The 25,639-nt window shown below is 69.8% G+C and carries 25 protein-coding genes, 1 tRNA gene, 1 other RNA gene and 1 pseudogene; 13 read left to right on the forward strand and 15 right to left on the reverse strand.

From position 1 onward, the window contains the following. Positions 1–168: 168 nt before the first annotated feature. The 3 genes from G6N30_RS12815 to pgm all read right to left on the reverse strand — a co-directional run bounded on the left by G6N30_RS12815 (position 169) and on the right by pgm (position 3,225). A tRNA-Ala gene (locus G6N30_RS12815) sits at positions 169–241 on the reverse strand. 55 nt (positions 242–296) lie between these two features. Continuing rightward, positions 297–1,565 (reverse strand): MFS transporter, encoded by a 1,269-nt coding sequence (locus G6N30_RS12820; protein ID WP_134053315.1) that lies wholly within the window; start codon positions 1,563–1,565, stop codon positions 297–299. Between the two features lie 13 nt (positions 1,566–1,578). Then, a complete protein-coding gene (gene pgm / locus G6N30_RS12825) occupies positions 1,579–3,225 on the reverse strand; it encodes a phosphoglucomutase (alpha-D-glucose-1,6-bisphosphate-dependent) (protein WP_134053317.1) in 1,647 nt (548 codons plus the stop codon). Between the two features lie 71 nt (positions 3,226–3,296). On the opposite strand from pgm, the gene crcB (G6N30_RS12830) reads away from it, so the two are divergent. The 6 genes from crcB (G6N30_RS12830) (at position 3,297) to mbtN (ending at position 8,152) form a co-directional block, all read left to right on the forward strand. After that, entirely contained in the window at positions 3,297–3,695 is a 399-nt protein-coding gene (gene crcB, locus G6N30_RS12830) for a fluoride efflux transporter CrcB (protein WP_134053319.1), read from the forward strand. Next, positions 3,692–4,051 (forward strand): fluoride efflux transporter CrcB, encoded by a 360-nt coding sequence (crcB, locus tag G6N30_RS12835; protein WP_134053321.1) that lies wholly within the window; start codon positions 3,692–3,694, stop codon positions 4,049–4,051. The genes crcB (G6N30_RS12830) and crcB (G6N30_RS12835) overlap by 4 nt, the downstream gene beginning before the upstream one ends. Continuing rightward, complete coding sequence (locus G6N30_RS12840; protein WP_134053323.1) at positions 4,048–5,070, forward strand: DUF190 domain-containing protein; 1,023 nt, start codon at positions 4,048–4,050, stop codon at positions 5,068–5,070. Before crcB (G6N30_RS12835) ends, G6N30_RS12840 begins: the two co-directional genes overlap by 4 nt. 63 nt (positions 5,071–5,133) lie before the next feature. Next, positions 5,134–5,403: a mycobactin biosynthesis acyl carrier protein MbtL gene (locus tag G6N30_RS12845; RefSeq protein WP_134053325.1), complete on the forward strand. Its 270-nt coding sequence runs from the start codon at positions 5,134–5,136 to the stop codon at positions 5,401–5,403. Between the two features lie 5 nt (positions 5,404–5,408). Next, positions 5,409–6,974, forward strand: coding sequence for a long-chain-fatty acid--ACP ligase MbtM (gene mbtM / locus G6N30_RS12850; protein WP_134055239.1), 1,566 nt, complete (start codon positions 5,409–5,411; stop codon positions 6,972–6,974). Positions 6,975–6,982: 8 nt separating this feature from the next. Beyond that, positions 6,983–8,152: a mycobactin biosynthesis acyl-ACP dehydrogenase MbtN gene (gene mbtN / locus G6N30_RS12855; RefSeq protein WP_163687929.1), complete on the forward strand. Its 1,170-nt coding sequence runs from the start codon at positions 6,983–6,985 to the stop codon at positions 8,150–8,152. Here mbtN and G6N30_RS12860 read toward each other — a convergent pair. Next, positions 8,149–8,787 (reverse strand): GNAT family N-acetyltransferase, encoded by a 639-nt coding sequence (locus G6N30_RS12860; protein ID WP_134053329.1) that lies wholly within the window; start codon positions 8,785–8,787, stop codon positions 8,149–8,151. The genes mbtN and G6N30_RS12860 overlap by 4 nt on opposite strands. A 48-nt stretch (positions 8,788–8,835) precedes the next feature. Further along, positions 8,836–9,210 (reverse strand): hypothetical protein, encoded by a 375-nt coding sequence (locus tag G6N30_RS12865; RefSeq protein WP_276027020.1) that lies wholly within the window; start codon positions 9,208–9,210, stop codon positions 8,836–8,838. A 101-nt stretch (positions 9,211–9,311) separates the two neighbouring features. On the opposite strand from G6N30_RS12865, the gene G6N30_RS12870 reads away from it, so the two are divergent. From G6N30_RS12870 to G6N30_RS12880, 3 genes are all read left to right on the forward strand, one after another. Continuing rightward, positions 9,312–9,509 carry a hypothetical protein gene (locus G6N30_RS12870; protein WP_134053333.1) on the forward strand — a complete coding sequence of 66 codons (198 nt, stop codon included), beginning with the start codon at positions 9,312–9,314 and terminating at the stop codon, positions 9,507–9,509. An 11-nt stretch (positions 9,510–9,520) separates the two neighbouring features. Beyond that, positions 9,521–10,054, forward strand: a complete 534-nt coding sequence (locus G6N30_RS12875; protein WP_134053335.1) for a YbaK/EbsC family protein — start codon at positions 9,521–9,523, stop codon at positions 10,052–10,054. Between the two features lie 116 nt (positions 10,055–10,170). Further along, positions 10,171–10,908 carry a DUF1906 domain-containing protein gene (locus tag G6N30_RS12880; protein WP_179965630.1) on the forward strand — a complete coding sequence of 246 codons (738 nt, stop codon included), beginning with the start codon at positions 10,171–10,173 and terminating at the stop codon, positions 10,906–10,908. Between the two features lie 6 nt (positions 10,909–10,914). Here the strand turns inward: G6N30_RS12880 and G6N30_RS12885 are convergent, their stop codons facing one another. The 9 genes and pseudogenes from G6N30_RS12885 to G6N30_RS27240 all read right to left on the reverse strand — a co-directional run. After that, positions 10,915–12,429, reverse strand: coding sequence for a serine hydrolase domain-containing protein (locus G6N30_RS12885; RefSeq protein WP_407664750.1), 1,515 nt, complete (start codon positions 12,427–12,429; stop codon positions 10,915–10,917). Between the two features lie 165 nt (positions 12,430–12,594). Further along, positions 12,595–13,965, reverse strand: coding sequence for a cytochrome P450 (locus tag G6N30_RS12890; RefSeq protein ID WP_134053341.1), 1,371 nt, complete (start codon positions 13,963–13,965; stop codon positions 12,595–12,597). A gap of 94 nt (positions 13,966–14,059) precedes the next feature. Next, positions 14,060–14,488: a cupin domain-containing protein gene (locus G6N30_RS12895; protein WP_134053343.1), complete on the reverse strand. Its 429-nt coding sequence runs from the start codon at positions 14,486–14,488 to the stop codon at positions 14,060–14,062. An 18-nt stretch (positions 14,489–14,506) separates the two neighbouring features. Further along, positions 14,507–15,121 carry a sigma-70 family RNA polymerase sigma factor gene (locus G6N30_RS12900; protein ID WP_134053345.1) on the reverse strand — a complete coding sequence of 205 codons (615 nt, stop codon included), beginning with the start codon at positions 15,119–15,121 and terminating at the stop codon, positions 14,507–14,509. Positions 15,122–15,283: 162 nt separating this feature from the next. After that, positions 15,284–18,079 (reverse strand): ATP-binding protein, encoded by a 2,796-nt coding sequence (locus G6N30_RS12905; protein ID WP_134055241.1) that lies wholly within the window; start codon positions 18,077–18,079, stop codon positions 15,284–15,286. A 107-nt stretch (positions 18,080–18,186) separates the two neighbouring features. After that, positions 18,187–18,945 carry an SDR family oxidoreductase gene (locus G6N30_RS12910; RefSeq protein WP_134053347.1) on the reverse strand — a complete coding sequence of 253 codons (759 nt, stop codon included), beginning with the start codon at positions 18,943–18,945 and terminating at the stop codon, positions 18,187–18,189. 86 nt (positions 18,946–19,031) lie between these two features. After that, positions 19,032–19,793 carry a YwaF family protein gene (locus G6N30_RS12915; protein WP_134053349.1) on the reverse strand — a complete coding sequence of 254 codons (762 nt, stop codon included), beginning with the start codon at positions 19,791–19,793 and terminating at the stop codon, positions 19,032–19,034. A gap of 108 nt (positions 19,794–19,901) precedes the next feature. Next, positions 19,902–20,987, reverse strand: coding sequence for a resuscitation-promoting factor (locus tag G6N30_RS12920; protein ID WP_234880177.1), 1,086 nt, complete (start codon positions 20,985–20,987; stop codon positions 19,902–19,904). 240 nt (positions 20,988–21,227) lie between these two features. Then, positions 21,228–21,563: pseudogene (locus G6N30_RS27240) on the reverse strand (transposase); the annotation flags it as partial. 116 nt (positions 21,564–21,679) lie between these two features. Here G6N30_RS27240 and G6N30_RS12925 point away from each other — a divergent pair. The 4 genes from G6N30_RS12925 to G6N30_RS12940 all read left to right on the forward strand — a co-directional run bounded on the left by G6N30_RS12925 (position 21,680) and on the right by G6N30_RS12940 (position 25,184). Next, on the forward strand, positions 21,680–22,177 hold the full coding sequence (locus G6N30_RS12925; RefSeq protein ID WP_134053353.1) for a hypothetical protein: 498 nt from the start codon (positions 21,680–21,682) through the stop codon (positions 22,175–22,177). Positions 22,178–22,245: 68 nt separating this feature from the next. Further along, positions 22,246–23,112: a LysR family transcriptional regulator gene (locus G6N30_RS12930; RefSeq protein WP_163687551.1), complete on the forward strand. Its 867-nt coding sequence runs from the start codon at positions 22,246–22,248 to the stop codon at positions 23,110–23,112. 75 nt (positions 23,113–23,187) lie between these two features. Next, positions 23,188–24,102, forward strand: coding sequence for an alpha/beta hydrolase (locus G6N30_RS12935; RefSeq protein WP_197906172.1), 915 nt, complete (start codon positions 23,188–23,190; stop codon positions 24,100–24,102). Further along, a complete protein-coding gene (locus G6N30_RS12940; RefSeq protein WP_134053359.1) occupies positions 24,099–25,184 on the forward strand; it encodes a quercetin 2,3-dioxygenase in 1,086 nt (361 codons plus the stop codon). The genes G6N30_RS12935 and G6N30_RS12940 overlap by 4 nt, the downstream gene beginning before the upstream one ends. 83 nt (positions 25,185–25,267) lie before the next feature. Here G6N30_RS12940 and ssrA read toward each other — a convergent pair. After that, positions 25,268–25,635, reverse strand: a transfer-messenger RNA (tmRNA) gene (ssrA, locus tag G6N30_RS12945). Positions 25,636–25,639: the final 4 nt, after the last annotated feature.

Consider the following 25,639-nt stretch of genomic DNA (forward strand, 5'->3'; position numbering starts at 1 on the left):
CCACACCGAGCGCATGACTCAGGCCGCCTACGGGCGCGTGACCGACGACCGCCGCACCGCGGCGTCGGCGGTGTTCTCGGCAGCAGTAGGACAGACTTAAGACATTCGGCGCTGCGCCTGACCCTTACAGCAAAGAACCCGAGGCGATCTGCCTCGGGTTTCTTGTTGTGGAGCTAAGGGGATTCGAACCCCTGACCCCCACACTGCCAGTGTGGTGCGCTACCAACTGCGCCATAGCCCCGTGATGCGTGCTCACCGAAGTTACACCACCAGGGCTGGCCGCTCAAAATCGCTGGTCACGGCACTTCCCCTCCGGCCTCGGGACCGAGTGGGCGGGCTTCGGTGTGCTCGGTGGACGGGCGCGGTCGAGTCTCGGGCGCGAACACCCACCCCACCGCCGCCACACCCAAGATGATGCCGCTGACCAGGAACGCCCACCCGAACGACGTGTACTGCGCGATGAGACCCACCAGCAGCGAGCCGCCGATCGATCCGAAGTCCGCCATCATTTGGAACGTCGCGACCGCCGTCCCACCCCGCGACTTGTTGCCCACCACGTCGGCGACGGCCGCCTGCTGCGGCGAGACGAAGATCCCGGTCGCGGCCCCGGCGACGTAGGCCGCCGCGAGGAACACCGGCAGCGAGGTCGTGAAACCCACCAGCGCCGTCGACACCGCCGCCAGCGTGAGCCCGGCGATCAGCAGCTTGCGGCGCCCGAGGCGGTCCGACAAATACCCGCTCGGGATGACGACCGAGATGTTGCCGACAGCGAACGCGGTGAGCGCCAGACCGGCCGCGCCCGGCCCCCGGCCCAGCACCTCCACGACGAACAGCGGAACCAGCGCGATGCGCAGCCCGAACGACGCCCATCCCGTCGCGAAGTTGGAGAACAGCGCCGCCCGGTAGGCCCGGTGCCGGAACACCGTGCGGAACGGTACGGGCGCTTCCGGCTCCTCCTCGGGCCGGCCGACGACCGTCGAGTTGCGCAGGCTGACGAACACCACGGTCGCGGCGACGAGTAGCGCGGCACCGTAGATCAGGAACGGCGCCGACAGACCGAATCCCGCGGTGAGGCTGCCCAGGATGGGCCCGCCCACCGAGCCGATCATGAACCCGGACGAGAACAGCCCGGCGACGCGGCCACGCGCGTCGGCCGGCGATATCCGGATCATCAGACCCAGCGACGACACCGTGAACATCGCCGAGCCGATCCCGCCCAGCGAACGGAAGAGCAACAGCTGCCAGTAGGTCTCAGCGAACGCGCACGCCGCGGTCGACAACGCGACGATGATCAGCCCGCTGATGTAGACGCGCCGCTCCCCCAATCGCTGCACGAGCAGACCCGCCGGCGGCGCACCCACCAGACGCATGACCGCGAAGGCGGTGATGACGAATGTCGCGGCGCTGATGCTGACCCCGAAGTACCGCGCGTACTGCGGCAGCACCGGGGCGACCACGCCGTAGCCCAGCGCGACGACGACGTTGGCGGCCACCAGTACCCAGACTTCGCGCGGCAGCCGCTGCTTCGTCTTCTGCGGACAGTCATCCTCCGTCCGTGAACTCACGAATTGACCAGTCTCATGAAATGACCGCCGCCACCACTTCGAGAGCGGCGTCCTGCACCTCGGCCAGATGGTCGGGTCCCTTGAAGGATTCGGCGTAGATCTTGTACACGTCCTCGGTGCCCGACGGGCGTGCGGCGAACCACGCGTTCTCGGTGGTGACCTTCAGTCCCCCCAGCGGCGCGTCGTTGCCCGGTGCCGCGGTCAGCTTCGCGGTGATGGGCTCACCGGCGAGTTCGGTGGCGGTGACCTGCTCGGGTGAGAGCTTCGCCAGCCGCGCCTTCTGCTCGCGGTCGGCCGGCGCATCGATGCGGGCGTAGGTCGGGGCGCCGTACTGCTCGGCGAGTTCGGCGTAGCGCTGCGACGGCGTCGACCCGGTCACCGCGAGGATCTCCGAGGCCAGCAGCGCGAGGATGATCCCGTCTTTGTCGGTCGTCCACACAGTGCCGTCGGTGCGCAGGAACGACGCCCCGGCACTCTCCTCGCCGCCGAATCCGATTGTCCCGCCGATGAGTCCGTCGACGAACCACTTGAACCCGACGGGCACCTCCACGAGGGTGCGGCCGAGGCCGCCCACCACCCGGTCGATGATCGACGAACTCACCGCGGTCTTGCCCACCGCGGTGGCCGAAGGCCAGTCGGGCCGGTGGGTGAACAGATAGTCGATCGCCACCGCGAGGTAGTGGTTCGGATTCATCAGACCGCCGTCGGGCGTGACGATGCCGTGGCGGTCGGAGTCGGCGTCGTTGCCGGTGGCGATCTGGTAGTCGCCGCTTGCGCCGTTCAGCTTCCGGATCAACCCAGCCATCGCGTTGGGCGAGCTGCAGTCCATGCGGATCTTGCCGTCGCCGTCGAGGGTCATGAACCGCCACGTCGCGTCCACCAGGGGGTTGACCACGGTGAGGTTGAGGCCGTGACGTTCGGCGATGGCGCCCCAGTAATCGACGCTGGCACCGCCGAGCGGATCGGCGCCGATGCGGATGCCCTCGGCGCGGATCGCGTGGACGTCGACGACGTTCGGCAGATCTTCGACGTAGGCGTTGAGGTAGTCGTGGCGCTGGGCGGTCTGGCGCGCCCGGGCCAGCGGCACCCGCTTGACCTCACGTAACCCACCGCGCAGGATCTCGTTCGCCCGTTTGGCGATCGCGCCGGTGGCGTCGGTGTCCGCCGGGCCGCCGTTGGGCGGGTTGTATTTGAAGCCCCCGTCGCGCGGCGGGTTGTGCGACGGCGTGACGACGATGCCGTCGGCGAGGTCGGCGTCACGGCCACGGTTGAAACTCAGGATGGCGTGGCTCACCGCGGGGGTGGGCGTGTAGCGGTCGGCCGAATCGATCATCGCCACAACGTCGTTGGCGGCCAGCACCTCGAGCGCCGAGGTCCACGCGGGCTCGGACAGCGCGTGGGTGTCGCGGCCGATGAACAGCGGACCGGTCGTACCCTGGGCGGCGCGGTATTCGACGATCGCTTGCGTGGTGGCCAGGATGTGCGCCTCGTTGAACGCGGCGTCCAGGCTCGAGCCGCGGTGTCCGGACGTGCCGAACGCGACCTGCTGGGCGACGTCGTCCGGGTCGGGTTCGACGGCGTAGTACGCCGTCACGACCGAAGCGACGTCGATGAGGTCTTCGGGTTGCGCCGGCTGACCGGCGCGGGGGTTGGCCGCCATGGTCTTGATTCTGCTCCCTGATGACGTTGCGTTGTCTGACGGCTAGGGGTATTCCCGCCATACTCAGGGTCATGCCCCGTTTCGACGGTCGTGAACTGACCGCAATCTTCGTCGGCGGAGCGGTGGGCACGCTGGCCCGGGCGGGGTTCGAGGAACTCGCTGCGCCGGATCCGGGCCGGTGGCCGTGGCCTACGTTCACCGTCAACATCGTCGGGGCGTTCCTGCTCGGCTACTTCACCACCCGGTTGCTCGAACGGCTGCCGGTGTCGAGTTACCGCCGGCCACTGCTCGGGACCGGCCTCTGCGGCGGTCTGACGACGTTCTCGACGATGCAGGTGGAAACCGTACGGATGCTCGAGCGCGGGCACGTCGCGCTGGCGGCCGGCTACACCGCCGCCAGCCTGGCGGCGGGGTTGCTGGCGGTCGTCATCGCCACCGCCCTGGTGCGGCGGGTGCGGATCCGCGGATGATCGTGTGGGCGGGGGTGATGATCCTCGGCGGGGCGGGTGCGGTGTGCCGGTTCCTCGTCGACCGAGCCGTGACGTCGGCGGTCGGACGCCCGTTTCCGCTGGGCACGCTGGTCGTCAACGTCAGCGGGGCCCTCGTGCTCGGCATCCTCGCTGGGCTCGCGTTGAGTCCGGACGTCGCCCTGCTGCTGGGCGTGGGATTCGTCGGGTCCTACACCACCTTCTCCACCTGGATGCTGGAAACGCAGCGGCTGGCCGAGGAACGCCGAGGCTGGCCGGCCGCGGCGAACATCGTCGTCAGCGTCGTACTCGGCGTCGCGGCCGCCGGGCTGGGCCTGTGGTGGGGAAACCGGCTGTGAGCGGCCTCGCGAAGGTGACGGCGTATTTCGGCGAGCGGCAGCGCAGCGGTGGCCGGTTCGTTGCCGACGCCCTGCTCGACCTGTACGGCGACGCCTCGGTGGCCACCAGCATCGTGATCCGCGGCATTGCCGGGTTCGGGCCGCGCCACGAGCTGCGCAGCGACGTCACCCTGTCCGGGTCGGAGGACCCGCCGATCGCGGTCATCGCCGTCGACGCCGCGGCCAAGATGCGAAGACTGGCGTCGGACACGGTCGGACTCGTCACCCGCGGGCTCGTCACGCTGGAATCGCTGCAGCCGGCGGGCGGGCCGCTACCGGCCGGACCGTCGGTCAAAGTCACCGCCTACGTGCAACGCGGCCATCGGGTCTCGGGGGTGCTCGCCTACGCCGCCGTGTGTGACGTGCTGCGACGGCACGGCTTCGACGCGGCGACCGCCTACCTCGGCGTGGACGGCACCGCACACGGCCGCCGACAGCGTGCCGCGTTCTTCGGCCGCAACGTCGAGGTGCCCGCCATGGTGCTCGCCACCGGACCGCGGGAGCGGGCGGCGCCCGCGATCGCCGAACTGGGCGCGATGGCCGGTCTACAGATGCTGACCGTCGAGGCGGTCACGACCTGCAAGGCCGGGGGCACGCTTCTCTCACCCCCGCCGGTTGTCGCCGGCGACGGGAGCACGCACCAGAAGCTGGTGGTGCAGACGTGCGCGGCGGCGTCGCATGACGGTGTGCCGGTTCACCGCGCGCTGGTCACCCGCCTGCGAGCCGTCCACGTCACCGCAGGCGTGACCGTGCTCCGGGCGGTGTGGGGCTTCCAGAACGGCTCGGCGCCGCCGGCCGACAGCGTGTTCCGTCTGGGTCGCCGCGTCCCGGTGACCACGGTCGCGGTTGACACCCCGGAGCGGATCGCGGCGAGTTTTCGGGTGGCAGACGAGCTGACCGCGCGGCACGGGGTGGTCACCGTCGAGAGGGTTCCGGGCGCGGTGTCGATCGACGGCGGCGTCCGACGCGGCACGCTGTGACCTTCGCCGGGGCGCAGCGGTAAGCCTAGCCTTACCTGACTATGGCGTGTACCGTCCGTGCGCGTGCAAACGAGTAACCCTGAGTCCGTCAGCGCCGCCCTGACGGAGATCCTCCGCGACGACATGAACGTCGACATCCGTCGGGTGACGCGCGAGTCCCGGCTCATCGACGACGTGGGACTCGACTCGGTCGCATTCGCCGTCGGCATGGTCGCCATCGAGGATCGCCTCGGCGTCGCACTGACCGAAGAGGACCTGCTGAGCTGCGATACGGTCGGCGATCTCGAGGCGGCGATCCTGTCGAAGGTGCCGAGCACACCGAGCAACCCGTGAACCCGCTGGCGTCAGCGCTGGCCGATGCGATGACGTCCAGCGGCCACGATCTCGTCGTGCTCGGCGACGGGGGGTGGCATCGCCATCCCTGGCCGGAAGTGCACCAGCGGGCCGAGAACGTCGCCGGCCGGATCGGCGACGAGGCAGCCACCGTGGTGGTGCTCGTCGGCGAACCCACCGTCGAGTTCATCGCGGCGATCCCCGGCACCCTGTACGCCGGTGCGGCACTGTCGATCCTGCCGGGACCCGTCCGCGGCGCCGACCTCGCACACTGGGCGCAGAGCACCATGCAGCGGTGTGCGGGCATCGGCGCGGGCCTCGTGCTCAGCCACGGCGAACATCTCGACGCGCTGCGCGCGACCGGCGACCCGCTCCCGGTGCTGGACGTCACGCGGCTCGCACACCCGCAGCGGTCCGCGACCTTCACGCCTCCCGGTGTCGACGGCCCGTTCGCGGTGCTGCAGGGCACCGCCGGGTCCACCGGGTCACCGCGGACAGCCCAACTGGCCCCCGAGGCGGTCCTGGCGAATCTCCGTGGCCTGCAAACCCGTATCGACACCTCCGCCGCGGACGTCGGCTGCTCGTGGCTGCCGCTCTACCACGACATGGGCCTGACCTTCCTGTTCACCTGCACCCTGAGCGGGATGGAGCTCTGGCAGGCGCCGACGTCGGCGTTCGCGGCATCCCCGTTCAGCTGGGTGCAGTGGCTGACCGACAGCCGGGCCACCATGACCGCCGCCCCCAACATGGCCTTCGGCCTGATCGGCAAGTACGGCAGCCGACTCGCCGACCTCGACCTGGGGGCGTTGAGGTTCGCGCTCAACGGCGGTGAGCCGGTGGACTGCGACGGCACGCGACGGTTCGCCACCGAGATGGCCCGCTTCGGTTTCGACGCCGCCGCCCTGTCCCCCTCGTACGGGCTGGCCGAATCCAATTGCGCGGTCACGGTTCCCGTCCTCGGCTCCGGCCTACAGGTCGACGAGGTGGAGATCAGCACCGACGATGGGCGCTACCTGCGCAAGCACGCCGTCGTCGGGGAGGCCATCCCCGGCGTGCAGGTCCGGATCGTGCCGGTCGACGCATCCACCGAACAGGTGGACGGCCGGGAGTTCGGCGAGATCGAGGTCCGCGGCTCGTCGATGATGACCGGCTACCTCGGCGAGGCGCCGTTGACGCCCGGATCATGGTTTCCCACCGGGGATCTGGGCTACTTCGTCGACAGTGGGCTCGTCGTGTGCGGCCGCGCCAAGGAGTTGATCACCGTCGCGGGGCGGAACATCTTCCCCGCCGAGGTGGAACGCGTCGCCGCCCAGGTGAAGGGCGTGCGCGAAGGTGCGGTCGTCGCCGTCGGCACCGACGGCGCCGTGCGACCGGGGCTGGTCATCGCCGCCGAGTTCCGCGGAACCGACGAGCCCGCCGCCCGCAGCGAACTCGTCCAGAGGGTGGCATCCGAATGCGGTGTGGTGCCGTCGAATGTGGTGTTCCTCGAGCCCGGCACCCTGCCGCGCACGTCGTCGGGCAAGCTGCGCCGGCTCGAGGTCAAACGAAACTTGGAGGAAGTGAGCCGGTGACCGGGACGATCGAGACAGCAGCCCAGCCCACCGAGGACTACCAGGACCTTCTCGACCGGGTCTTCGACGATCAGGTGCGGGCCTGGACGACCGAGGCCGAGGCGACCGAGCGTTTCCCGCGTCAGCTCATCGAACATCTCGGCCGGTCCGGGGTGTTCGCGCAGAAGTGGGGCGACAGTCAGCAGCCCGATGTCGCGAAGCTGATCGCGCTCGCACTGGAGTTGGGGCGGCTGGGTTCCGCAGGCATCGGCGTCGGTGTCAGCCTGCACGACTCGGCGATCGCGCTGCTGCGGCGGTTCGCCAAGAACGACTACCTGCGCACCATCTGCGAGCAGGCGATCCGCGGTGAGGCGGTGCTGTGCATCGGCGCCTCGGAGACCTCGGGTGGGTCGGACCTGCAGATCGTCGGCACCGAAGTCCGTTCCGCGCGTGACGGATACGAGGTTCGCGGCATCAAGAAGTTCGTCTCGCTCTCGCCGATCGCCGATCACATCATGGTGGTGGCCCGCAACGTCGACCACGATCCGGCCAGCCGGCACGGCAACGTCGTGGTCATCGCCGTCCCGACCAGCCAGGTTCAGGTGCAGGCGCCGTACAACAAGGTGGGCGCGGGTCCGCTGGACACCGCCGCGGTGCACATCGACACGTGGGTGCCGGCGGATGCGCTCGTCGCGCGGCCGGGGACCGGGCTGGCGGCGATCTCGTGGGGGCTGGCGCACGAACGGCTCTCGATCGCCGGTCAGGTCGCAGGCGCCAGTCAGCGGGTCATCGGGATCACGTTGGCGCGCATGATGAAACGCCGCCAGTTCGGCCACACCCTCTACGAGCACCAGGCGCTGCGGATGCGGATGGCCGATCTGCAGGCCCGCGTCGACATGCTGCGCTACGCCCTGGCCGGCATCGCCGCCGGAGGCCGGCTCGATCTGCGCGCCGCGGCAGCGATCAAGGTGAGCGCCGCGCGACTGGGCGAGGAGGTGCTGTCGGAGTGCATGCACATCTTCGGCGGCTCCGGCTATCTCACCGACGAGACCCCGCTGGGCCGGTGGTGGCGAGACATGAAACTGGCCCGCGTGGGTGGCGGCACCGACGAGGTGCTCTGGGAACTCGTCGCCGCGGCGATGCGGCCGGACTACGACGGCTACGACGAGCTGATCAACTCACCGACCGGGGACGACTAGGAGCCGCCGATCGGGGGTGCGTCCTGCGGCGTGCGCGGGAAGGCGTAGAGCGCCATCCGGCGGTTGGCCATGTCGTGTTCGCCGAGGAAGGTGCATCCGGCGAATTCGCACACCCGGCGGGCGCCCGTGTTGCGGTGGTCGGGGTCGAACATGATGCGGCGGCAGCGCGGTTCCTTGTCGAACACGCTCGCCACCACCCGCGGCAGCAGCAGCGGCGCGAAACCGCGGTTGACGAACTTCAGGTCGGCGATCGCCGCGTGGATGCCGATGTCGTGCGGATCGGCCGCGTACCGGGGCGCGATGGAGTCCTTGGCCGCGCGGTACAGCTCCACGTACACGACGTCGGCGCCCTTGAAGCTGCCGATCAAAGGCCGCGAGTACTCGCCGTCGAGCTGGGCCTGCAGGTGGCGGCGCCACCGCTCCGGCGGCCACGGATACTCCCACGCCTCGACGAGGTGGGGCCGGTTCATCCACTCCGAGATCATCTCCGCGTCCGCGGCGGCGTCGGCGGGGCGCAGCGCGAACGGCTCGGCCAGCACCGGAAGCGGCGGCGCGGGCACCGCCCGCACCTCCTCGGAGACAGTGGTCAGTTCACGGGGCAGGACCGGCTGGAGCGCCTCTTCGATCTCGGTCATTTGAGCGACGAGCCTACCCGAGCGACTGAGGGTAGGTTTACCTACGTCTCACGCCACGAGGAGCGCGACTCCCGCCGCGACCAGCGCGATCACCTTGATCAGTTCGAGCCCGACATAGACGAAGTGCGCATGGGATCTCGGACCGTCCGCTCCGGCGAGCACCGCGTCCGAGCGCCGGCTGAGCCGGGGCCGCACCGCCAGCACCTGTGCGGCCAGGACCGCGATCGCGACCGCCGCCGCCACGACGACGCCCGCCGACGGTGGACGCACCACGAACGACACCACCACCACGGCGGCGAGGACCGCCTCGCTGGTGTTGAGCGCCCGAAACACCAGCCGGCCGATCCCGAGCCCCAGCTGGAGCGTGACACCCGGCGCACGGAACTTGAGCGGAGCTTCGAGAAACGAGATGGCCAGCACCATCCCCAACCACACGAAGAGCGCGGCGACCGCCACCGCCGAGGCTGCGTCCACGCCGTCAGCCTAAGCCAGCGCGAGTTGCGGTCCATGCGATGGTGGAACGCATGACCGCAAGGGACCGCGTCGAGGAGCTCAAACGCTGGCAGGACAGCGGTGCGGTGTGGACTGTCGTGTCGCGCACGCCGGACCGCCTGACCATCGCGTTGCTCCGGTGCGACGGCGGCGAGGAAGTCGATCGCTTCGAATCCGCCGATCCCGCGCTGAGGGAATTCGTCGGGGACCGCGTCGACAGCACACAGTGAGGAGACGCTCGATGCGCGTCGGTGACCTCGACTTCGCCCCGATCACGACCGCCACGGACTTGATCGCCGAGCCGGTCCGCGCCGCCGTCCAGCGCCACGGCGCGCACGGTCTGTGGGTCAGTCCGATCGACCCGGACCTCGCCGACACCGCCGAGTTCTGCGCGCACTACGGCATCGGCCTGGAGATGTCGGCCAACTGTGTGATCGTCGAAGGCAAACGGGCCGAACGGGTTTCGTACGCTGCCTGCCTGGTCCTGGCGACGACACGCGCCGACGTCAACGGCGTCGTCCGCAAGCGGCTCGACGCCCGCAAGGCGTCGTTCGCGCCGATGGGCACCGCGGTTTCGCTCAGCGGAATGGAGTACGGCGGCATCACCCCCGTCGGCCTGCCCGAAGGATGGCCGGTCCTCATCGACGAACGGGTGGTCGCACAGGGGCGCGTCATCATCGGCAGCGGTCTTCGCGCCTCGAAGGTGCTGGCGGAAACCGCATCTCTCACCGCCCTGCCCGGCGTCGAGGTGTTGGGGCTGGTCAAACCCGGCTGATCTCCGCTGACTGACCGCGCGGCGGGCGTCACCGTTGTTAGCATCGCGCCGTGCATGATCGGCCCGGTCGTGACGGACCGCGAACAGTCTCCCGGCGCGACGCGCTGATCTACGCGATATCCGCGCCGGCTCTGCTGGCGTTCGGCCCGATGACGGCGACTCTCACCGCGCAGAAGGCGTCGGCCGCCGAGGTGAGGCTGATCGACTTCACGCACCGGCAGGTCCCTCCGGAGCAGATCAAAGCGGCCGGTTTCGGCGGCGCACTGGTTTATGTGTCCGAGTTACGGCCGGGCGCCGACTTCGATTTCAAGCCGGTCACCCGCGGATACGCCGATGCGCTGCGGGCAACGGGCCTGCACGTGGTCAGCTGCTACCAGTACGGCAAACCCGGCTGGCCCACGCCGTCGGATTACACCCGCGGATACGACGGCGGTGTCGCGGACGCCCGGACCGCCCTGCGGCTGCACTCCGCGGCCGGCGGCCCCGCCTCGGCGCCGATCTTCTTCAGCATCGACGAGGACATCGACCTCGACATCTGGAAATCCGTTGCCGTCGAATGGCTTCGCGGGATCAACGCGGTACTGGGAGTCAACCGCACCGGGGTCTACGGGCACGCTCAGGTGTGCGCGTGGGCGATCGCCGACGGCGTCATCGGCCGCTCCACCACGCCGGGGCACTGGTGGGCGTGGCAGACGAAAGCCTGGTCCGGCGGTGAGCGCGAGCCCAGGGCCGTGCTCTACCAGTCGGTGGTCGTCACCGCCTCGGATCCGGGAGTCCGCCTCGGCGGCACCAACGTGGATGTCGACGAGGTCCTGGCGGGCGACTTCGGGCAGTGGGACCTCGACAGGGCGTGACGCGACTCAGCGCGGCGCGTCGCCGTAGAGCCCCAGGGCTCTCGCCGCCGCCGTGGCCACTTCACCGCGCAGCGTCGAGATCGGCCAGTTGCCGCGCGGATGAATGGCGTTCGCAAGAAGGACGACGTAGCTGTCCGATCCCGGATCGATCCACACCGAGGTTCCGGTGAAGCCGGTGTGGCCGAAACTGCCGACCGGGAAGACCATGCCCCGCGGCTGAGAATGGGCGGTGTCGATATCCCACCCGAAACCGCGCAGGTTCTGTCCCCTGATCGCCGGATAGTTCGGCGCCAGCAGCGGATGCCGGAGGTTGGGTGTCTCCTTCTCGGCTTGTGCGGCGGTGTCGTCCGCGGCACGGATCTGCTGGGCGGTGTGTCCTGGCTGCTGCGGCGCCGTCATCATCTCGAGCGTCCGTCGCCTCAGCGGGAAGTCGCTCGGGCGGTTCGCCAGCCGGTCCAGCAGAGCCTGCGCGAAGATGCCGACGTCGTGCGCGGTGGAGAACACCCCGGCGTGTCCGGCGACCCCGCCCATGCGGCGCGTCGTCCCGTCGTGCACCGCACCCCGGAGCAGCTGATCCCAATCGGGATTCGTCCTCGGATCACGACGCCCTTCGTCGTCATGGGCCGTCGGTGCGATGCGCGCGAGCAGATCGACGCTCCACGTACCTGCGGGGCAGCGAATCGGCATGGCTTCGCGGCGCGGCCGAGCCCATCGCAACGCGGTTCCCCGCATCGTGTGCGGGCCGCAGGCCTTGGCCGCCGGAAGATAACGCGTGTCCGACATGCCGAGCGGCGCAAAGACGTTGCGCTCGGCGTAGACGTCTTCGGGTTCGCCGGTGACGTCCTCGATCAGCGCGCCGAGCAGGATGAAGTTGATGTCGGAGTAGCGGTAGACCTCACCGGGTGGGGACTGCAGCGGTGCGGTGAGCGCGCGATGGACGCCTTCGGTCTTGTCGGCACGGGACAATCCCCACGGATCATCGAGGTTCACATCCGGTGCTTCACCCGAGAAGTGGGTGAGCAACATGCGGACCGTCACCTTCGCACGCTGCGGATCTCCTGTCGGGTTGAAGCCGGGCAGGTATTCCTGCACCGCGTCGTCGAGCCCGACCCTGCCCTGCTCGTAGAGCTGCATGACGGCGACTGCGGTGGCGAGGCACTTGGTCAGTGACGCCAGGTCGAAGATCGTGTCCTCGGTCATCGGCTCCGCCGGCGCCGCAGACCCGTCGAGTCCCGGTTCGCCGGCGAGTTTGCGCAGACCGTAGGCCTGGCGGAAGACGACCCGACCACCGTGCCCGATCTGCACCACCGCCCCCGGCAGCCGGTGTGCGGTGATTGCGTCGCCGATCAGCGCGGAGATCGCGGCGAAGTCCGCGGTGACCGCGGGCGGCGGCGGGCTGACAGGCGCGGCCTTCGCCCGCTGCGGTGCGGCGGCGCTCGGGCCCGGCGTCGTCGGCACGCCGGCGCCCACCGGCGTCTGGGCGGCGCCACATGCCGAAACGACAGCCGCGAGGAGCAAAATACATGTCAGCGCAACGGCTTTGCGCACGCGGAGCCTGCGCACAGGGACGCTGGCTAGCGAAGATATGGCCACAGGGTCGCCGTCGTGTTCAGGGCTACGGTCGGCCATCAGCATAGGTGGCGGACGCCGGCCGCTGCGGGAAATCCCGGGACGCGTCGTGGTCTCTCAGACCCTGCGGCGGACGCGTGCCCATATCGGGCCGGCGGCGACGGTGGTGTAAGGCGTCTCGAGCGGGAACTCGTCGTCGATCGAATCGATTCGGTGCGAGCGGATCAACGTGGCAAGTGCCAGCGTCGCCTCCAGCATGGCGAAATGCTGGCCGATGCAGGCCCGTGGCCCGCCCGCGAACGGGACGAACTGCCAGCGGTCCCGGTCCCTCGAGTTCTCCGGGCTGAACCGGTCGGGGTCGAATTCCAGCGGGCGGTCCCACAGCGCGGGATCACGGTGCACCGCGTAGATGCCGACGCCGACCAACGTGCCGGCCTCCACGCGATACCCGTCGATCTCCACATCGCGCAGCGCGAGCCTGCCGACGCCCGCGGCGGGCGGGCACAGCCGAAGCGACTCGTTGAGCACCTGCACGGTGTAGTTCAGCCGGCCGATGTCCTCGGGTGTGATGCGGCGGTCGCCGAGTGCCGACGCCTCGGCGGCCACCCGGTCCTGGGCCTCGGGATGGTGCCCGAGCGCCCACAGCGCGTACGTCAGCAGGGTCGCGGTGGTGTCATGGCCGGCCAGCATGAACACCAGCAGTTCGTTGCAGATGTCGTCGTCGGACAGCGCGAGCCCGGTCTCCGGATCGGTGGCGCCGATCAGCGCGTGGACCAGGGGCGCGTCCCGGCTCGGATCGGCCCGGCACGCCTGCAGGATGTCGAGGGTCACCGCCTTCATGGTCGCCACGGCCGCATTCGCGCGGCGGCGCTGCGGGCTGGGAAACCAGCGCGGCGCCCGTATCGGTTTGAGTGCGCGATCGGCCGCGTAGGACGCCGCGACCGGCAGCGGCCCGGCGATCACGTCGGCGCGGGCGTCGAGGTCAAGGCCGAGGATGGACCGGCCCAGCGACCGCATCGTCAGCCTGCGGCATTCTTCGTCGAGATCCACCCGGTCGTCGGCTGCACCCCACCGGTCGGCGACCATCTCCGCCGCCCGCGACATGTGCCCACCGAAACCGCGGACGCTGGGTTTGGTGAACACCGGCTGCAGCGCCCGGCGGCGCGGCACCCACGGGTCGTTCAGCATGACGAAGAGGCTCTCGCCGCCGAGATCGCGCACCTCGTCATGAACACGGCACCGTTCGGCCACGGCGTGGTTGCGCCCGAGGATGTCGCGGATTCCCGCCGGTGAGGTCACCACCACGATCTGCGGGATCATCCACTTCGGACCGAGCTTGAGCCGGATCACCGGCCCTGCGGCCTGGCGCAGCACTTCCTGTCCGGTGTGGAAATTGCGCACCAGGGGCAGCAACTGGCGATATGGCAGTGGGTTCTTCGGCGGCAGCGGTAACGCCGTGAGCCCGGCATCCTCGTTCGTCGCGACCATGGCGCCACCCATTATCGCGTGCGGCCCCGGCGGCCGCGACCCCGGCGCCCGGACCACGCCTTCGGATCGCGTGGATTGACGCGGTTGCCCACACCTAGCGCCCAGTTTCCGGGCCCCGGCGCGGCACGCGCAGGTGGGCCCGTGCGGCGAGTTCGTCGTCGTCGACCGGGACCAGCATCGGCCGGCCGGGCGCACAGACCATCGTGACGACGAACCGGCTCCGGACGTCATCGCGGTTGTTGGCGTCCGAGTAGTGGATGACGTCGCCCCCGGGTTCCCAGAACGCTTCTCCGGCGCGCACGACCCGCGGTGGCTGCCCTTCGAGTTCGAAGAGCATCTCGCCGTCGAGCATGTAGCCGAACGCCGGCCCACCCGGATGCCGGTGCGGCGGTGCGCCCGCGCTGCCCGGTGGATATTCGATGACGACGGTCATCACGTGGGCGTCCGTCGGGAGGAACGGTGGCCGGATCTCCTGGACCACCGTCGGTGCCGATTCCCAGGCCGGGTCGTAGTTCGCGAACATGTCCGGGCTCCTCGGGTCTCAGGCGGCGCACTGCTGGGCGGGGGCGAATCGGCCGCGGCCGTCGGCGAGATGGGCCAGGGCGATGCGCAGCCGCCCCCGGCCCCGGGAGACACGGGACATCACCGTGCCCAACGGGATGTCGAGGATCGCGGCGATCTCGGCGTACGTGTACTCCTCGACGTCGGCGAGGTACAGCGCCTCGCGGAAGCCGTGCGGCAGACCGCCCAGCGCCGCCCTGATCTCGCCGTCGGGGAGACCGGCGAGCGCTTCGGCCTCGGCGGACCGCGCGCCGGCCGGCGTCCGGCTGGCGCTGTCGGCGAGTTCGCGTTCGGTGATGTCGTCGACCGGGACCTCGAGCGGGCGGCACTGCTTGGCGCGGTACGTGCTGACCCAGCGGTTGTAGAGGATCCGGAACAACCACGCCTTGACGTTGCTGCCCTCCTTGAAGGTGTGGAATCCCGCGTACGCGTGCATCAGGGTCTCCTGCAGGAGATCTTCGGCGTCGGCCTCGCAGCGGGTCAGCCGCCGCGCCTTGCGGGCCAACGCGTCGAACAGCGGCTGGGTGTCGTCGGCGAACCGCGCGGCGAGATCCCGGTCCGGCTCGGACGTGGGCTGAACGGGGGTGACGGTCATGATCGAGGCTCCTTCGATTCGCCGGTCTGGCCTGGTGAGATCCCGCATGCGGGTGGTCACGACCAGATTCGCGCGCGCGACGGAGAAGCGAACCCTTGGAACCACGTAGTCCGTGGTGCGTGGTCCGTGGTGGATGGTCCGTGGTGACGATGCTTCAGGGGGTCAGCTGGCCCACGGCACCGTGCGCAGCTGCCGGCGCGAGGTGACGCCGAGCTTGACGAAGACCTTCCTCAGGTGCCATTCCACGGTGTGGGTGCTGATGAACAGCTGCGCACCGATCTCCTGATTGGTCAGGCCGTCCGCGGCCAGGCGGGCAATCTGTGCCTCCTGCGCGGTGAGCTCGTCGCCGGAGGTCAGCGGTTGCCGGCGCACCTTCTCACCGGTGGCCGTGAGCTCTCGCCGAGCCCGCTCGGCGAACCCCTGCGCACCCATCCGGGTGAACATGTCGTGGGCGACGCCGAGGTGTCTGCGGGCGTCGCCGCGCCGGTTGGTCCGGCGCAACCACTCGCCGTATGCCAGGTGGGTGCGGGCCTGGTGCACGACGATGCGGGTCCGGTTCAGGCGGTCGACGGCCTCTTCGAACAGCGATTCGGCGTGCGTGTCGTCGGCCAACAGCGCTCGCGCACTCGCCATCGCGCCCAGACCCCAGTCGGTGCCACTGGCGCCCGCCCGCTCCTCGAGATGGCGCAGCGCGTCCGCCGCGACCGTCCGCTCGCCCAGTCTCGCCGCCGCTTCGACGACTTCGTACAGACACCAGCCGTAGACGCCGAGATCCTCGTATTCGCACCCTTCGCGCGCGGCGGCCAGCGCCTCCTCATATCGACTCAGGCCGTTGTAGAGCACCGCGCTGGCGTACTTCGTCACCCCGAGAAGCCGTCCCTCGCCGCGGGCCACGGCGCTGTCCGCGGCGGCCTCGATCACCCCCGCCGCCTCGGCTCCCATGCCGCGCCAGGCCGCGAGCAACAGGGCGTGGTAGCGCACCGGGGCGCTGTGCCCGGTCGCCGAGGTGATCGAGCTCGCCTCTTCCAAAAGCCTTTGCGCGCTGGTGAATTCCCCGGCGAGCAGGTGGACGCCCGCCCGATAGATGAGCGCCCGCGGCAAGCCTGCCAGCACACCGGCATTGCGGGCGTACCGCACCACCGCATCGGACAGCCGATCGACGATGGTCTCGTCCCAGAGTTCGTGGGCGGCGGATTCCTGGACGACCGGGAACGCGGGAACCAGCCACCGCCGGACCTGGCTCTCGTCGGCCTGCGCCATCTCGCACATCGCTTCGAGCGCGACGCGGATAGGCTCCGCCCCGGCGCTCACGCCGCACGCGATGCGTTCCGTCATGCCCTTGAGCAGCAGATCAACCGGACGCGGTAGCTCGGGCGTGCGGGCGATCAGGGCGCGAGCTGCGGCGGCCGCCTCGGCCAGCACGCCCGGTGCGCCCAGCCGGCCGGCGTACATGCTCGCCGCGAACGCCTCGAGATAGCTCTCGCGCGCGGCGAAATCGTCGAGGCCCTCCAGTCGGCCGGCAGCATCGAGCAGCGCCGGTGCGGTGTCGCCGACCGGAGGCGCACCCGCATCTCCCGACCGACTCCGCATGAACTCCATCTGAGCCCTCAGCCGCGCCACTCCAGCACGTTCCAGCGCCGATAGCGGCGCCATGTCGGCGATCGCGAGGAGCTCGTAGGCCGCGGCGGGTGCCGCCGCGTCTCGCTTCGCCTGCGCGGCGGCCAGCGCCCGTACCCCACGCAGAGCGGGGTCGGAGGTCAGCGCAGTGGCCCGCTCCAGGAACGCGGCCGCGGCCGCGACGCCTCCCCTGGACTGTGCCCGCGCGGCCGACCGCTCGAGTTCGGCGGCGACCGCGTCGTCGGCGCCCGATGTCGCGTTGGCGGCGTGCCAGGCGCGGCGATCGGGGTCCGTGTCCGGGTCGGTGGCCTCGGCGAGGACCCGGTGGATGCGCCGGCGGTCGGCGAGATCGGCGGCGCGATACGCGGCGGACCGCATCAGCGGGTGGTAGAAGCGCATCCGCGGTCCGAACTCGATGACACCGGCCGCCTCTGCGGGCCCCAGTGCGTCGACCGGTATGCCGAGCTGTGCTGCGGCACGGAGGAACAGCGCGGCGTCGCCCACGGGTTCGGCAGCCGCGGCCAGGATCAGCAGCCGCGTCGGTGCGGGCAACGCCTGGATGCGGCGGACGAAGCTCTCCTCGACCTGGCCCGGCGACGGGCGTCCGCCGATGTTCCAGAACCCGCCGGCGAGTTCCGGGGCCGGGACGGTCCGGGGCACCTCCAGCAGGGCCAGCGGGATCCCGCGCGTTTCGGCGACGACCCGGTCCCGCACACGCGGGTCGAGGCCGCCGAGGACGACCGAGTCGAGCAGTTCGCGCGCGTCGCCGTCGGACAGGCCCTCGACCCGCAACTCCGGCAGACCACTCAAGGCGTCGGCGCCGCCGTCCCGGGCGGCGAACACCAACGCGATGGGCTCGGCCATCAGCCGCCGCGCGACGAAGCCGAGTGTCTGCACCGACACCTGGTCGAGCCACTGCGCGTCGTCGATGAGGCCGATCAGCGGCTGGTCGTGCGCGGCGGCGGCCAGCAGACTCAGCACGGCGAGTCCGACCAGGAACCGGTCCGGGGTCGGACCGACACCACGCCCGAACGCCACCGTCAGCGCCTCGCGCTGCGGCTGTGGCAGGTCGTCGAGATGGCCCATCAGCGGTGCGCACAACTGCTGCAGACCGGCGAACGCGAGCTCCATGTCGGATTCCACACCGGCTACATGGACGCAGCGGAACCCGTCGGCGAGCTCCGCGGTGTGCTCGAGGAGTGCGGTCTTGCCGACGCCGGCCTCGCCGCGCAGGACGAGGACGCGGCAGCTGCCCGACCGCACGGTCGACACGAGTTCGCGAAGCGTCTCGCATTCGAACGCGCGGCCGCGCAGACCTTCACCCCGACCCTGCGTCGCCATCATCACCACCGCGTCCGTCACCCGCCGCTTTGCCTGCTGTGAGCGGCGGGTCCGATCTGGATGGTAGTGGCCCTCGGGCCGAGGGGCCAGACAGTTGCCTTAGGGCATCAGGCCTTGGCCGCCGCTTCGAGGATCCAGTCGGCGAAGCGGATGTCGAACCGGGTGGCCCCGTCGTCGGGCACGAGCGTGCGCTCGCCGATGGCGACGCCCCAGTACCGCGCTTCGGGGTCGGCCACCACCTGACGGCTGTCGCCACGCGCGGTCAGCGCCGTGCGGATCAGGTCAGGAAGGCGGAATTGTTCGGGGCCGCCGACTTCGGTGATGCCGTTGACCGGTTCACCGACGGCGGCGATCGCGACCGCCTCGGCGACGTCGGCGGCGGCCATCGGCTGGATGAGCGCCGACGGCAACCGGACGGTGTCCCCCTCGGTGGCGGAATCGGCGATCACGCCGAGGAATTCGAAGAACTGCGTCGCGTGCACGATAGTGAACGGGATCGGCCCGCCGCTGATCAGTCCCTCCTGGGCGAGCTTCGCCCGGAAGTACCCGCTCTCCAGCGCCAGCTCGTCGGTGCCCACGACTGACAACGCGACGTGGTGCCTGACTCCCGCTTCCTGTTCTGCGGCAAGGAGATTCGTCGTCGACGCGTTGAAGAACTCCGTGGCGGCCGCTTCCTCGAACGACGGGGAGTTCGACACGTCGACCACGACGTCGGCTCCGGCCAACACCTCGCGGAGCCCCTCGCCGGTGACCGCGTTCACCCCGGTGGAGGGGGCTGCGGGGACGGCGTCGTGACCGTGCTCGGTCAAGCCCTGCACCAGCTTCGAGCCGACCAGCCCCGTTCCTCCGATTACGACGACTTTCATGATGACCCTCCTCGGCCGTGTCATTGTGGGCGTGCTGTCGGCTGTGACAGCTCCCTGACCCCGAGAACTCGCGGCCCCCGCCGAATTCATCCCGGACGCTGGAAGTCGGTGCGCTCCACCGAACCGGTGGCCGGATGCGCCTTCTCGCGTCGCCGCGTCCGCTCCCACGGCCAGGTGATCAGCGCCCACACGCAGACGACGATCAGGATCTCGACCAGCAGGTACACCGGCCACGGGCCGAGGAGGTCGAGCACCGACGCGGTCGGCGGCTTCCCGTTGAGATATCCGTAGTTGGTTCCGGCGATCAGGTTGAACACGAACGTGAAAGCCACCCACCCGAGCGTCACCGCGACGGCGAATCGGTAGTCGCGCCAGCGCGGCCGCATCCCCCGTCCCCAGGTGAGGTAGACCGCCGCCCACACGACGAGCACGTGCAGCGTGAAGAACGTGAGGAACAGATGGTCTGGGAAGTCGGGCGCGCCTTCCTCCGGCGTGCCGACGTCCGGGGTGAGCAGGGCCTGGGTGCTGAGCACCAGTCCCCAGTAGTAGGTCAGCACGAACGCCCAGTGCCGCTGCGACCACAGGGCGTAGGCGGCCATGAGTTCGGCGATATCGCACAGCTGCAGTGGCACCGATGTGGCGAGCTCCGGCCGGATCAGCTTGTAGACCAGCGCCACGAGGAATGCCGCCACCAGCAGTATCGCCAGGGTCCGGCTGAGCAGGCGCGCCCGCTCGGCACTCTGCCGGCGTCCACACCAGACCAGGAGGACCGCGCCGACGGCGAACAGGGTGAGCACCACCAGGTGCGAGGGGCCGTAGGCGGAGAACTCGCGTTGCGCTGAAACCACCTCGTCACCTCCGTGCTGCCGACTCACCCTCGCTCAGCTGAACGAGCCGTGTTCGATCATTACAGCCTCAGTGTCACCCGGCCCGCGGGCGCAGGGGGCGGTTCGCGTTCACCGCTTGGCCCTCGCGCTGCACACCGGCCAGGCGCCCCACCCCTGCTTGTCCCGGGTGACCTCGGCGATGGCGATCTGCTCTTCGCGCGTGGCCAGGTCGGCGCGCGGCGCGTATCGCAGTCCGCCGAAGCTCTCCCAGGTGCTCTGGGTGAACTGAACGCCGCCGTAGAACCCGTTGCCGGTGTTGATCCCCCAGTTGCCGCTGGATTCGCAGAAGGCGAGCGCATCCCACGTGGCGTTGTTCTGCACCGGCGGGACGGCGGTGCCTGGTTTGGCGCCCACCCGCTGCACCTGTGGGCGCGCGGGGGTCACGACGTCGCGTGCCATCACCTGTCGGTACACCACCTTGCCGTTCACCGTGGAGACGGCGAAGGTGACGTCCTGGGTGCCGGGGACGCCGGGGTCGTCGACGACGCGGCGGCTGATGTTGATCGACGGGTCGTGGATGCGCCGCAGCGGTGCGGGCAGGGGTAGGCGTTCGGAGAACTGGTGCACCCGGATGCGGGTGATCACGATCTCCATGCCCTCGACGACCGGTGTGGACGCCGGGGGCGCCACCTTGTCGTCCTGTTGGAGGCGGGCACCGGCGGTTTCCAGCAGCTGTCCCACGGTGGCTGCCGCCAGGCGCCGCTCGCTCTTGACGCCACCGTCGCTGATGCGCACGCGTTTCGGGGTGACGACCGGCAGCGCCATACCCTCGACCGGCACGCGGCTGGTGCGCGACACGTCGACCGGTGCCACGTCGCGCATCGCCAGCTGCTCGAGCGCTTCGCCGACGGTCACGGCGGTCGTCCACACTTCCCCGCCCGGTTGTCCGTCCACCGAGACCTGCAGCGGCCGACCGCGTCGCAACTCGATGGTGTCCGATCCGCGGACGAGCTGATCAGGGCCGGGGCGGACCTCGTCGTGCTCCCTGACCGCGTAGCCGTTGGCCCGCAGCACGTCGCTCACCCGCGACTTCATCGTCGACACGGTCACCGACTCGCCGTCCACCGTGAGCGTCACGCGCTTGGTCATCGTCGCCACGTAACCGCCCGAGACCATCAACGCCACCAGGACCGCGGCGACCAGCCCACGCTGCACCCTCGAGGTGGCGGGAGCCGGTGCATCGCAGGTGGGGCGTTCGGCATCCTCGGCCGTATCGGTGCGTTCCGCGTCGGCCAGCAGGGTCAGGACGTCCTCCGCCAGCACGCCCCTCGTCGCCCCGTCGAGCACGACACGGCCCACCCGGTGGACGCCCGCGGCCTGAGCAATCAGCAACGCCTGCACGAACAGTCGAGTCAGTGCCGCGAGGTGCCGCCTGCGGAACTCGGCGATCACGCTGTGGTCTGGTGTCTCTTCGGCGGCCAGCCACCGAAAAGAGGGATCGTCGCGACATTTGCGTTGGATTTGCCGCGACGAGGCGACCCCGGTGGTGTAGGCGTACAGCAGGATGCCGACCAGCAGCCGCGGATCGTAGGGGGGCGTGTCGAGCCCGTCGGAGTAGGCGGCGCGGATCGGGGCGAGATCCGCATGCTCGTCGACGAGCACCGCGACCAACCGAGCCAGATTCTCGGCAGGCATCCCGTCGTCGGCCGACACCCGGAACGACTTGTCGGGTAACGGGACTCGTCGTCGCGGGACGCGCATCGGCGTGGTGTCGACCGTCACGGGGTTCATCAGCCACCAATGATGCCTGCGAGCTGTTGCCTAGCCGATCATCCCGCTCGGCGTGTTGCGTGTGGGGCCGCTGAGGCGACGCTCTCGGTTGGGCGGGCGCGCTACGGTGGTGAACCATGCGGTGGTTGACCGCTTCGGGTTTGGGTCACTCGGACTGCGAGCGCATCGCCGACGCGGTGCTGGCGCAGCCCGTGCTGGCCGTGACCAGCCTGGCCTACGTCGCCGCGGGGGTGGCCGTGCTGTGGAGCGCCGTGCGGTGGCGGCGGCCGCTGGGTTGGACGGCCGGGGTGGTGCTGGTGGCCGTCGGGGCCGGCAGCTTCGCCTTTCACGGCCCTCAGCCGTCGTGGGCGAAGCCGGCGCACGATCTGCCGATCATCGCCGTGGGCGTGGTGTACGCCGTCCTTCTCGCGCGCAGTCGGCGCCCGCAGTGGCGGTCCGTCTGGGCGCCGGCGGCCGGGCTTCTCGTGGTGGGGCTGGCGGCTTACGCCGCGGGCCGTTCCGGGTCGCCGCTGTGCCGGCCCGACAGCGTTTGGCAGTACCACGGCGCCTGGCACGTCCTGTCCGCCGCCGCCGCGGGGTGGGCCGCCCGCGCCATGGCGCCGGATCGTCGCTGACCGGCCTCCTGCGCTCGCCCCCTTCGAGTGTCGGAGTTCGACTGTCCGAGCCGGGCTATTCTCGGCCGGTGGACGTGACGGTCGCGCATCTGCGCAGCTTCCTCGCGGTGGCCGAGGAGCTGCACTTCGGGCGGGCGGCCGAGGCGCTGCGGGTGAGTCCGTCGTCGCTCAGCGAGCACATCGCGACACTGGAACGTCGGACTGGCAGGGCTCTGTTCACTCGCACGTCCCGCAGCGTGGCGCTCACCGACGACGGCCGTCGTCTGATCCCGTTGGCGCAGCGCGCCGTTGGGGCAATGGACGACGTGCTGCAGTGGGCCCGATCGGACGGCGACCGGATTCGACTGCGGATCGGGTTGTCGGTGTTCAGCCCACGCTTCCGCGCGATCCTGGCCGAGGCACACCGGCAGTTCAGCGAGATCGTCTGGGAGGTCAGGCAGTTCGGATTCGCCGAGCCGTACCGCCCGCTGCTGACGGGTGAAGTGGACTGCGCGGTGATCCCCGAAGCCGCGCCACCGCCGGCTACCGTGGCGGCGACCACGCTGTGGACCGAGGCCTGCCTGCTCGTGGTGGCCGACAGCCACCCACTGGCGGCCCGTGACCGCGTCACGGTGGACGATCTGACCGATCAGACGTTCGTCGGGGTCGGGGACGCCTCGACCTTCGATCACTGGCTGGGCGATGCCTTGAGAGATGCGCCGCGCACGCTGTCGATCGCCCGCAATTTCGACGAGGTGTTGGAATTGTGCGCGGCGGGCATCGGGGTCAACGTGGCCGGGGCCGCAGCCGCCGAGATGTATCACCGGCCAGGTGTCCGGTTCGTCCCCATCGCCGACCTCGCCGATCGGCCGACGAACCTGTGCGTCGCAAAGGGGCGCTCCAGCCCGGCACTCCGGAAGTTCATCAGGCTGGCCGTGCGCGTCGCGCACGCCTGATCATCCGGATCGGCCGAACGGTCGTTCGGAACTTCCCGCTGGTGGTTCGGCAGTCACGTGCGGAGAATCGAAGGTGTGCAACAGACTTCGATCACGGTGCGGCGTGACGTCGAATTCGCTCGACGGGACACCGGTCCGCTCCTCCTCGATCTCTACCGTCCGGCGAACACGACGGCGCCGGTGGTGGTCTGGCTGCACGGGGGCGGCTGGTTCACCGGCGACCGCACGTTGGCGCCCGATCTGAGCCGGTTCTTCGCCGAGCGCGGAATCGCCATGGCGTCGATCGAATACCGGCTCAGCGCCGCCGCAACGTTCCCCGCGCAACTGCACGACGTGCGGTGCGCCATCCGATACCTGCGGGGTCATGCCGCGCGGTGGCACCTGAATCCGGATCGCATCGGCGTGTGGGGATCGTCGGCCGGCGGCCACCTGGCTGCGCTGGCCGGGCTCACCGGGCACATGGACCGCCTCGAGGGCGAAGATGAAGGCGGGGACGCCTCGGTGCGTGCGGTCGCCGAGTCGTACGGGCCGTCCGACCTCAGCCAATCGGCGGCACAGATGCCCGACGGGTCACCGAGTCCCGAGACCCGGCTGTTCGGTGCCCGCCCTGACCAAGCGGTGGACCGTGCCCGCGCGGCCAGTCCCCTGTACCGGGTCAGGCACGACGCCCCAGCGTTCCAGATCTCGCACGGCACCGCGGACACCGTTGTACCGCAACGGCACAGCCAACGACTACACACCGCCCTGAACGCCGCGGGCGCGGTGAGCGAGCTCTATCTGGTCGACGGATACCGCCACGGCTTCCTCAACCCCGGCGGCCGCCTGGAAGCGGGTATCACCGAGTTCTTCGACGACGGACGGTTGCATGCCGAAGGACAGTCCGCCGCAACGCTTTTCACCAGCAGTTGTTCGAGTGTGTCGACGACGTTCGGGTTCGACACCATCGGCGACTTCTTCGCCCACCACCTGATCGAGAAGGACATCTCATGACCGGCATCATCGACGTCGAGGCGATGCACGACACACGGCCGCTGATCAACCGCCTGCCGGGCGAGCCCGCGCCGTACTACCTCGCCGGCGGCAAGGGACTTCGCTACGAGGTCGACGGCCAGCTGTGGACCGTCATCGCCCGCTCCGTCGATACCGGCGGATCGTTCGACGCCGCGTTCATCCTCGGTCCGCGCGGCGCCGCGGCTCCGTTCCACAGCCTGCCCGGCCACCAGCGGACCTATCACGTGTTCGACGGCTGTGTTCAGTTCTGGCTACCCGGGCGGAGTCGCGTTCTGGTGCAGGGAGATTCGATTCACGTGCCGCCGGAGGTGCCGGTCGCCTATCGGATACTCGGCCACAGCACTCGGATGCTGTTCTTCTCGGCACCCGGTGGCGCCTTGGATGTGGTGCTCGACGACGAGGCGATGGCGCAGGCGCGAACCGAGGCGCGCGTGCACGCGGCCTCCGGTGGGTACGGGATACCGGCTGACGAGGCGCTGCTCCTGCTGCCGGGTGGTGCGCACCGGCACGACCTGGAGTTCGCCGCAGCGAGCGACGAGTGGGATGACACGCTGCCGGCGGGTGCGGAACCCTATTTCCTCCGCGCGATGACCGGAGAACGCCGTGCCTGGCCGAGCGCGATCAACTCGTTCGCCGCACGCGGGCGCAACACGGGCGGACGCTACTTCTCGGTTCTGACCAATGCCGCCCCGCAGCCCTACATCGGACGACACTTCCACGAGCACCACACGGAAAACTTCTTCTGCATGGCGGGCCGAGTGTGGTTGTACGCCAACGGCGACGAGGTGCTGCTCACCCCGGGAGATTTCCTCCACGCGCCGGCGGGCACCATCCACGCGTTCGCCATAGAGCGCCACGACACGCGGATGCTGGGGATGTTGACGTCCGATGTCTTCGAGCCGTTCTTCGATGTCACCGCGGATGCGACGGATGACCATGTCTACACCGAAGGTCTCATCAATCCGGACACCTTCATGGCGCGACTGGCCGCTCATGCCGCCGATCTCGACGTCGTGCAGGTCGGCCCGCCGCCGGTGCGCAACCGGGCGCTCGATCTGTAGCCGACGAGCCGCCACAGCGTCATCGGCGCGACGCCCGCAGCACGAAAAACAGGCCAGAGACTGGGTCTCTGGCCTGTTCTTATCAGTGGAGCTGCCGGGAATCGAACCCGGGTCCTACGGCATGTCCTCGAGGCTTCTCCGTGCGCAGTTCGCTAAGTCTCTACTCGGATCTCCTGATCACGCGAACAAGTCAGGATGACGATCCCAGTCGCTGTTTGATGTCCCTTCAAGTCCCGCGACCGGACTTGAAGGTGGGTCCCTCTAGCTGACGCCAGGGTCCGGGCCGAGGGCGCTCCCGGTCTGACGGACTAGCTTCGCTTAGGCAGCGAGAGCGTAGTCGCGCTGATTGGTATCGGCGCTTAATTGGTTGCAACGACGCTTACGGTGGTCTCTTGCCTGCACCGGCACGCTTCCCTTGATTCGATGCTCGAAGTCGAAACCGTTCAGCCCCCTGT

The organism is Mycolicibacterium litorale (assembly GCF_010731695.1).
Taxonomy (GTDB): domain Bacteria; phylum Actinomycetota; class Actinomycetes; order Mycobacteriales; family Mycobacteriaceae; genus Mycobacterium; species Mycobacterium litorale.

Bases quoted from the DNA above. Each gene is read 5' to 3' on its own strand.
- pgm (WP_134053317.1), bottom strand. From the start codon at position 3,225: ATGGCGGCCAACCCCCGCGCCGGTCAGCCGGCGCAACCCGAAGACCTC.
- crcB (WP_134053319.1), top strand. From the start codon at position 3,297: ATGCCCCGTTTCGACGGTCGTGAACTGACCGCAATCTTCGTCGGCGGA.
- crcB (WP_134053321.1), top strand. From the start codon at position 3,692: ATGATCGTGTGGGCGGGGGTGATGATCCTCGGCGGGGCGGGTGCGGTG.
- G6N30_RS12860 (WP_134053329.1), bottom strand. From the start codon at position 8,787: ATGACCGAGATCGAAGAGGCGCTCCAGCCGGTCCTGCCCCGTGAACTG.
- G6N30_RS12865 (WP_276027020.1), bottom strand. From the start codon at position 9,210: ATGGTGCTGGCCATCTCGTTTCTCGAAGCTCCGCTCAAGTTCCGTGCG.
- G6N30_RS12870 (WP_134053333.1), top strand. From the start codon at position 9,312: ATGACCGCAAGGGACCGCGTCGAGGAGCTCAAACGCTGGCAGGACAGC.
- G6N30_RS12875 (WP_134053335.1), top strand. From the start codon at position 9,521: ATGCGCGTCGGTGACCTCGACTTCGCCCCGATCACGACCGCCACGGAC.
- G6N30_RS12890 (WP_134053341.1), bottom strand. From the start codon at position 13,965: ATGGTCGCGACGAACGAGGATGCCGGGCTCACGGCGTTACCGCTGCCG.
- G6N30_RS12895 (WP_134053343.1), bottom strand. From the start codon at position 14,488: ATGTTCGCGAACTACGACCCGGCCTGGGAATCGGCACCGACGGTGGTC.
- G6N30_RS12900 (WP_134053345.1), bottom strand. From the start codon at position 15,121: ATGACCGTCACCCCCGTTCAGCCCACGTCCGAGCCGGACCGGGATCTC.
- G6N30_RS12905 (WP_134055241.1), bottom strand. From the start codon at position 18,079: ATGGCGACGCAGGGTCGGGGTGAAGGTCTGCGCGGCCGCGCGTTCGAA.
- G6N30_RS12910 (WP_134053347.1), bottom strand. From the start codon at position 18,945: ATGAAAGTCGTCGTAATCGGAGGAACGGGGCTGGTCGGCTCGAAGCTG.
- G6N30_RS12925 (WP_134053353.1), top strand. From the start codon at position 21,680: ATGCGGTGGTTGACCGCTTCGGGTTTGGGTCACTCGGACTGCGAGCGC.
- G6N30_RS12940 (WP_134053359.1), top strand. From the start codon at position 24,099: ATGACCGGCATCATCGACGTCGAGGCGATGCACGACACACGGCCGCTG.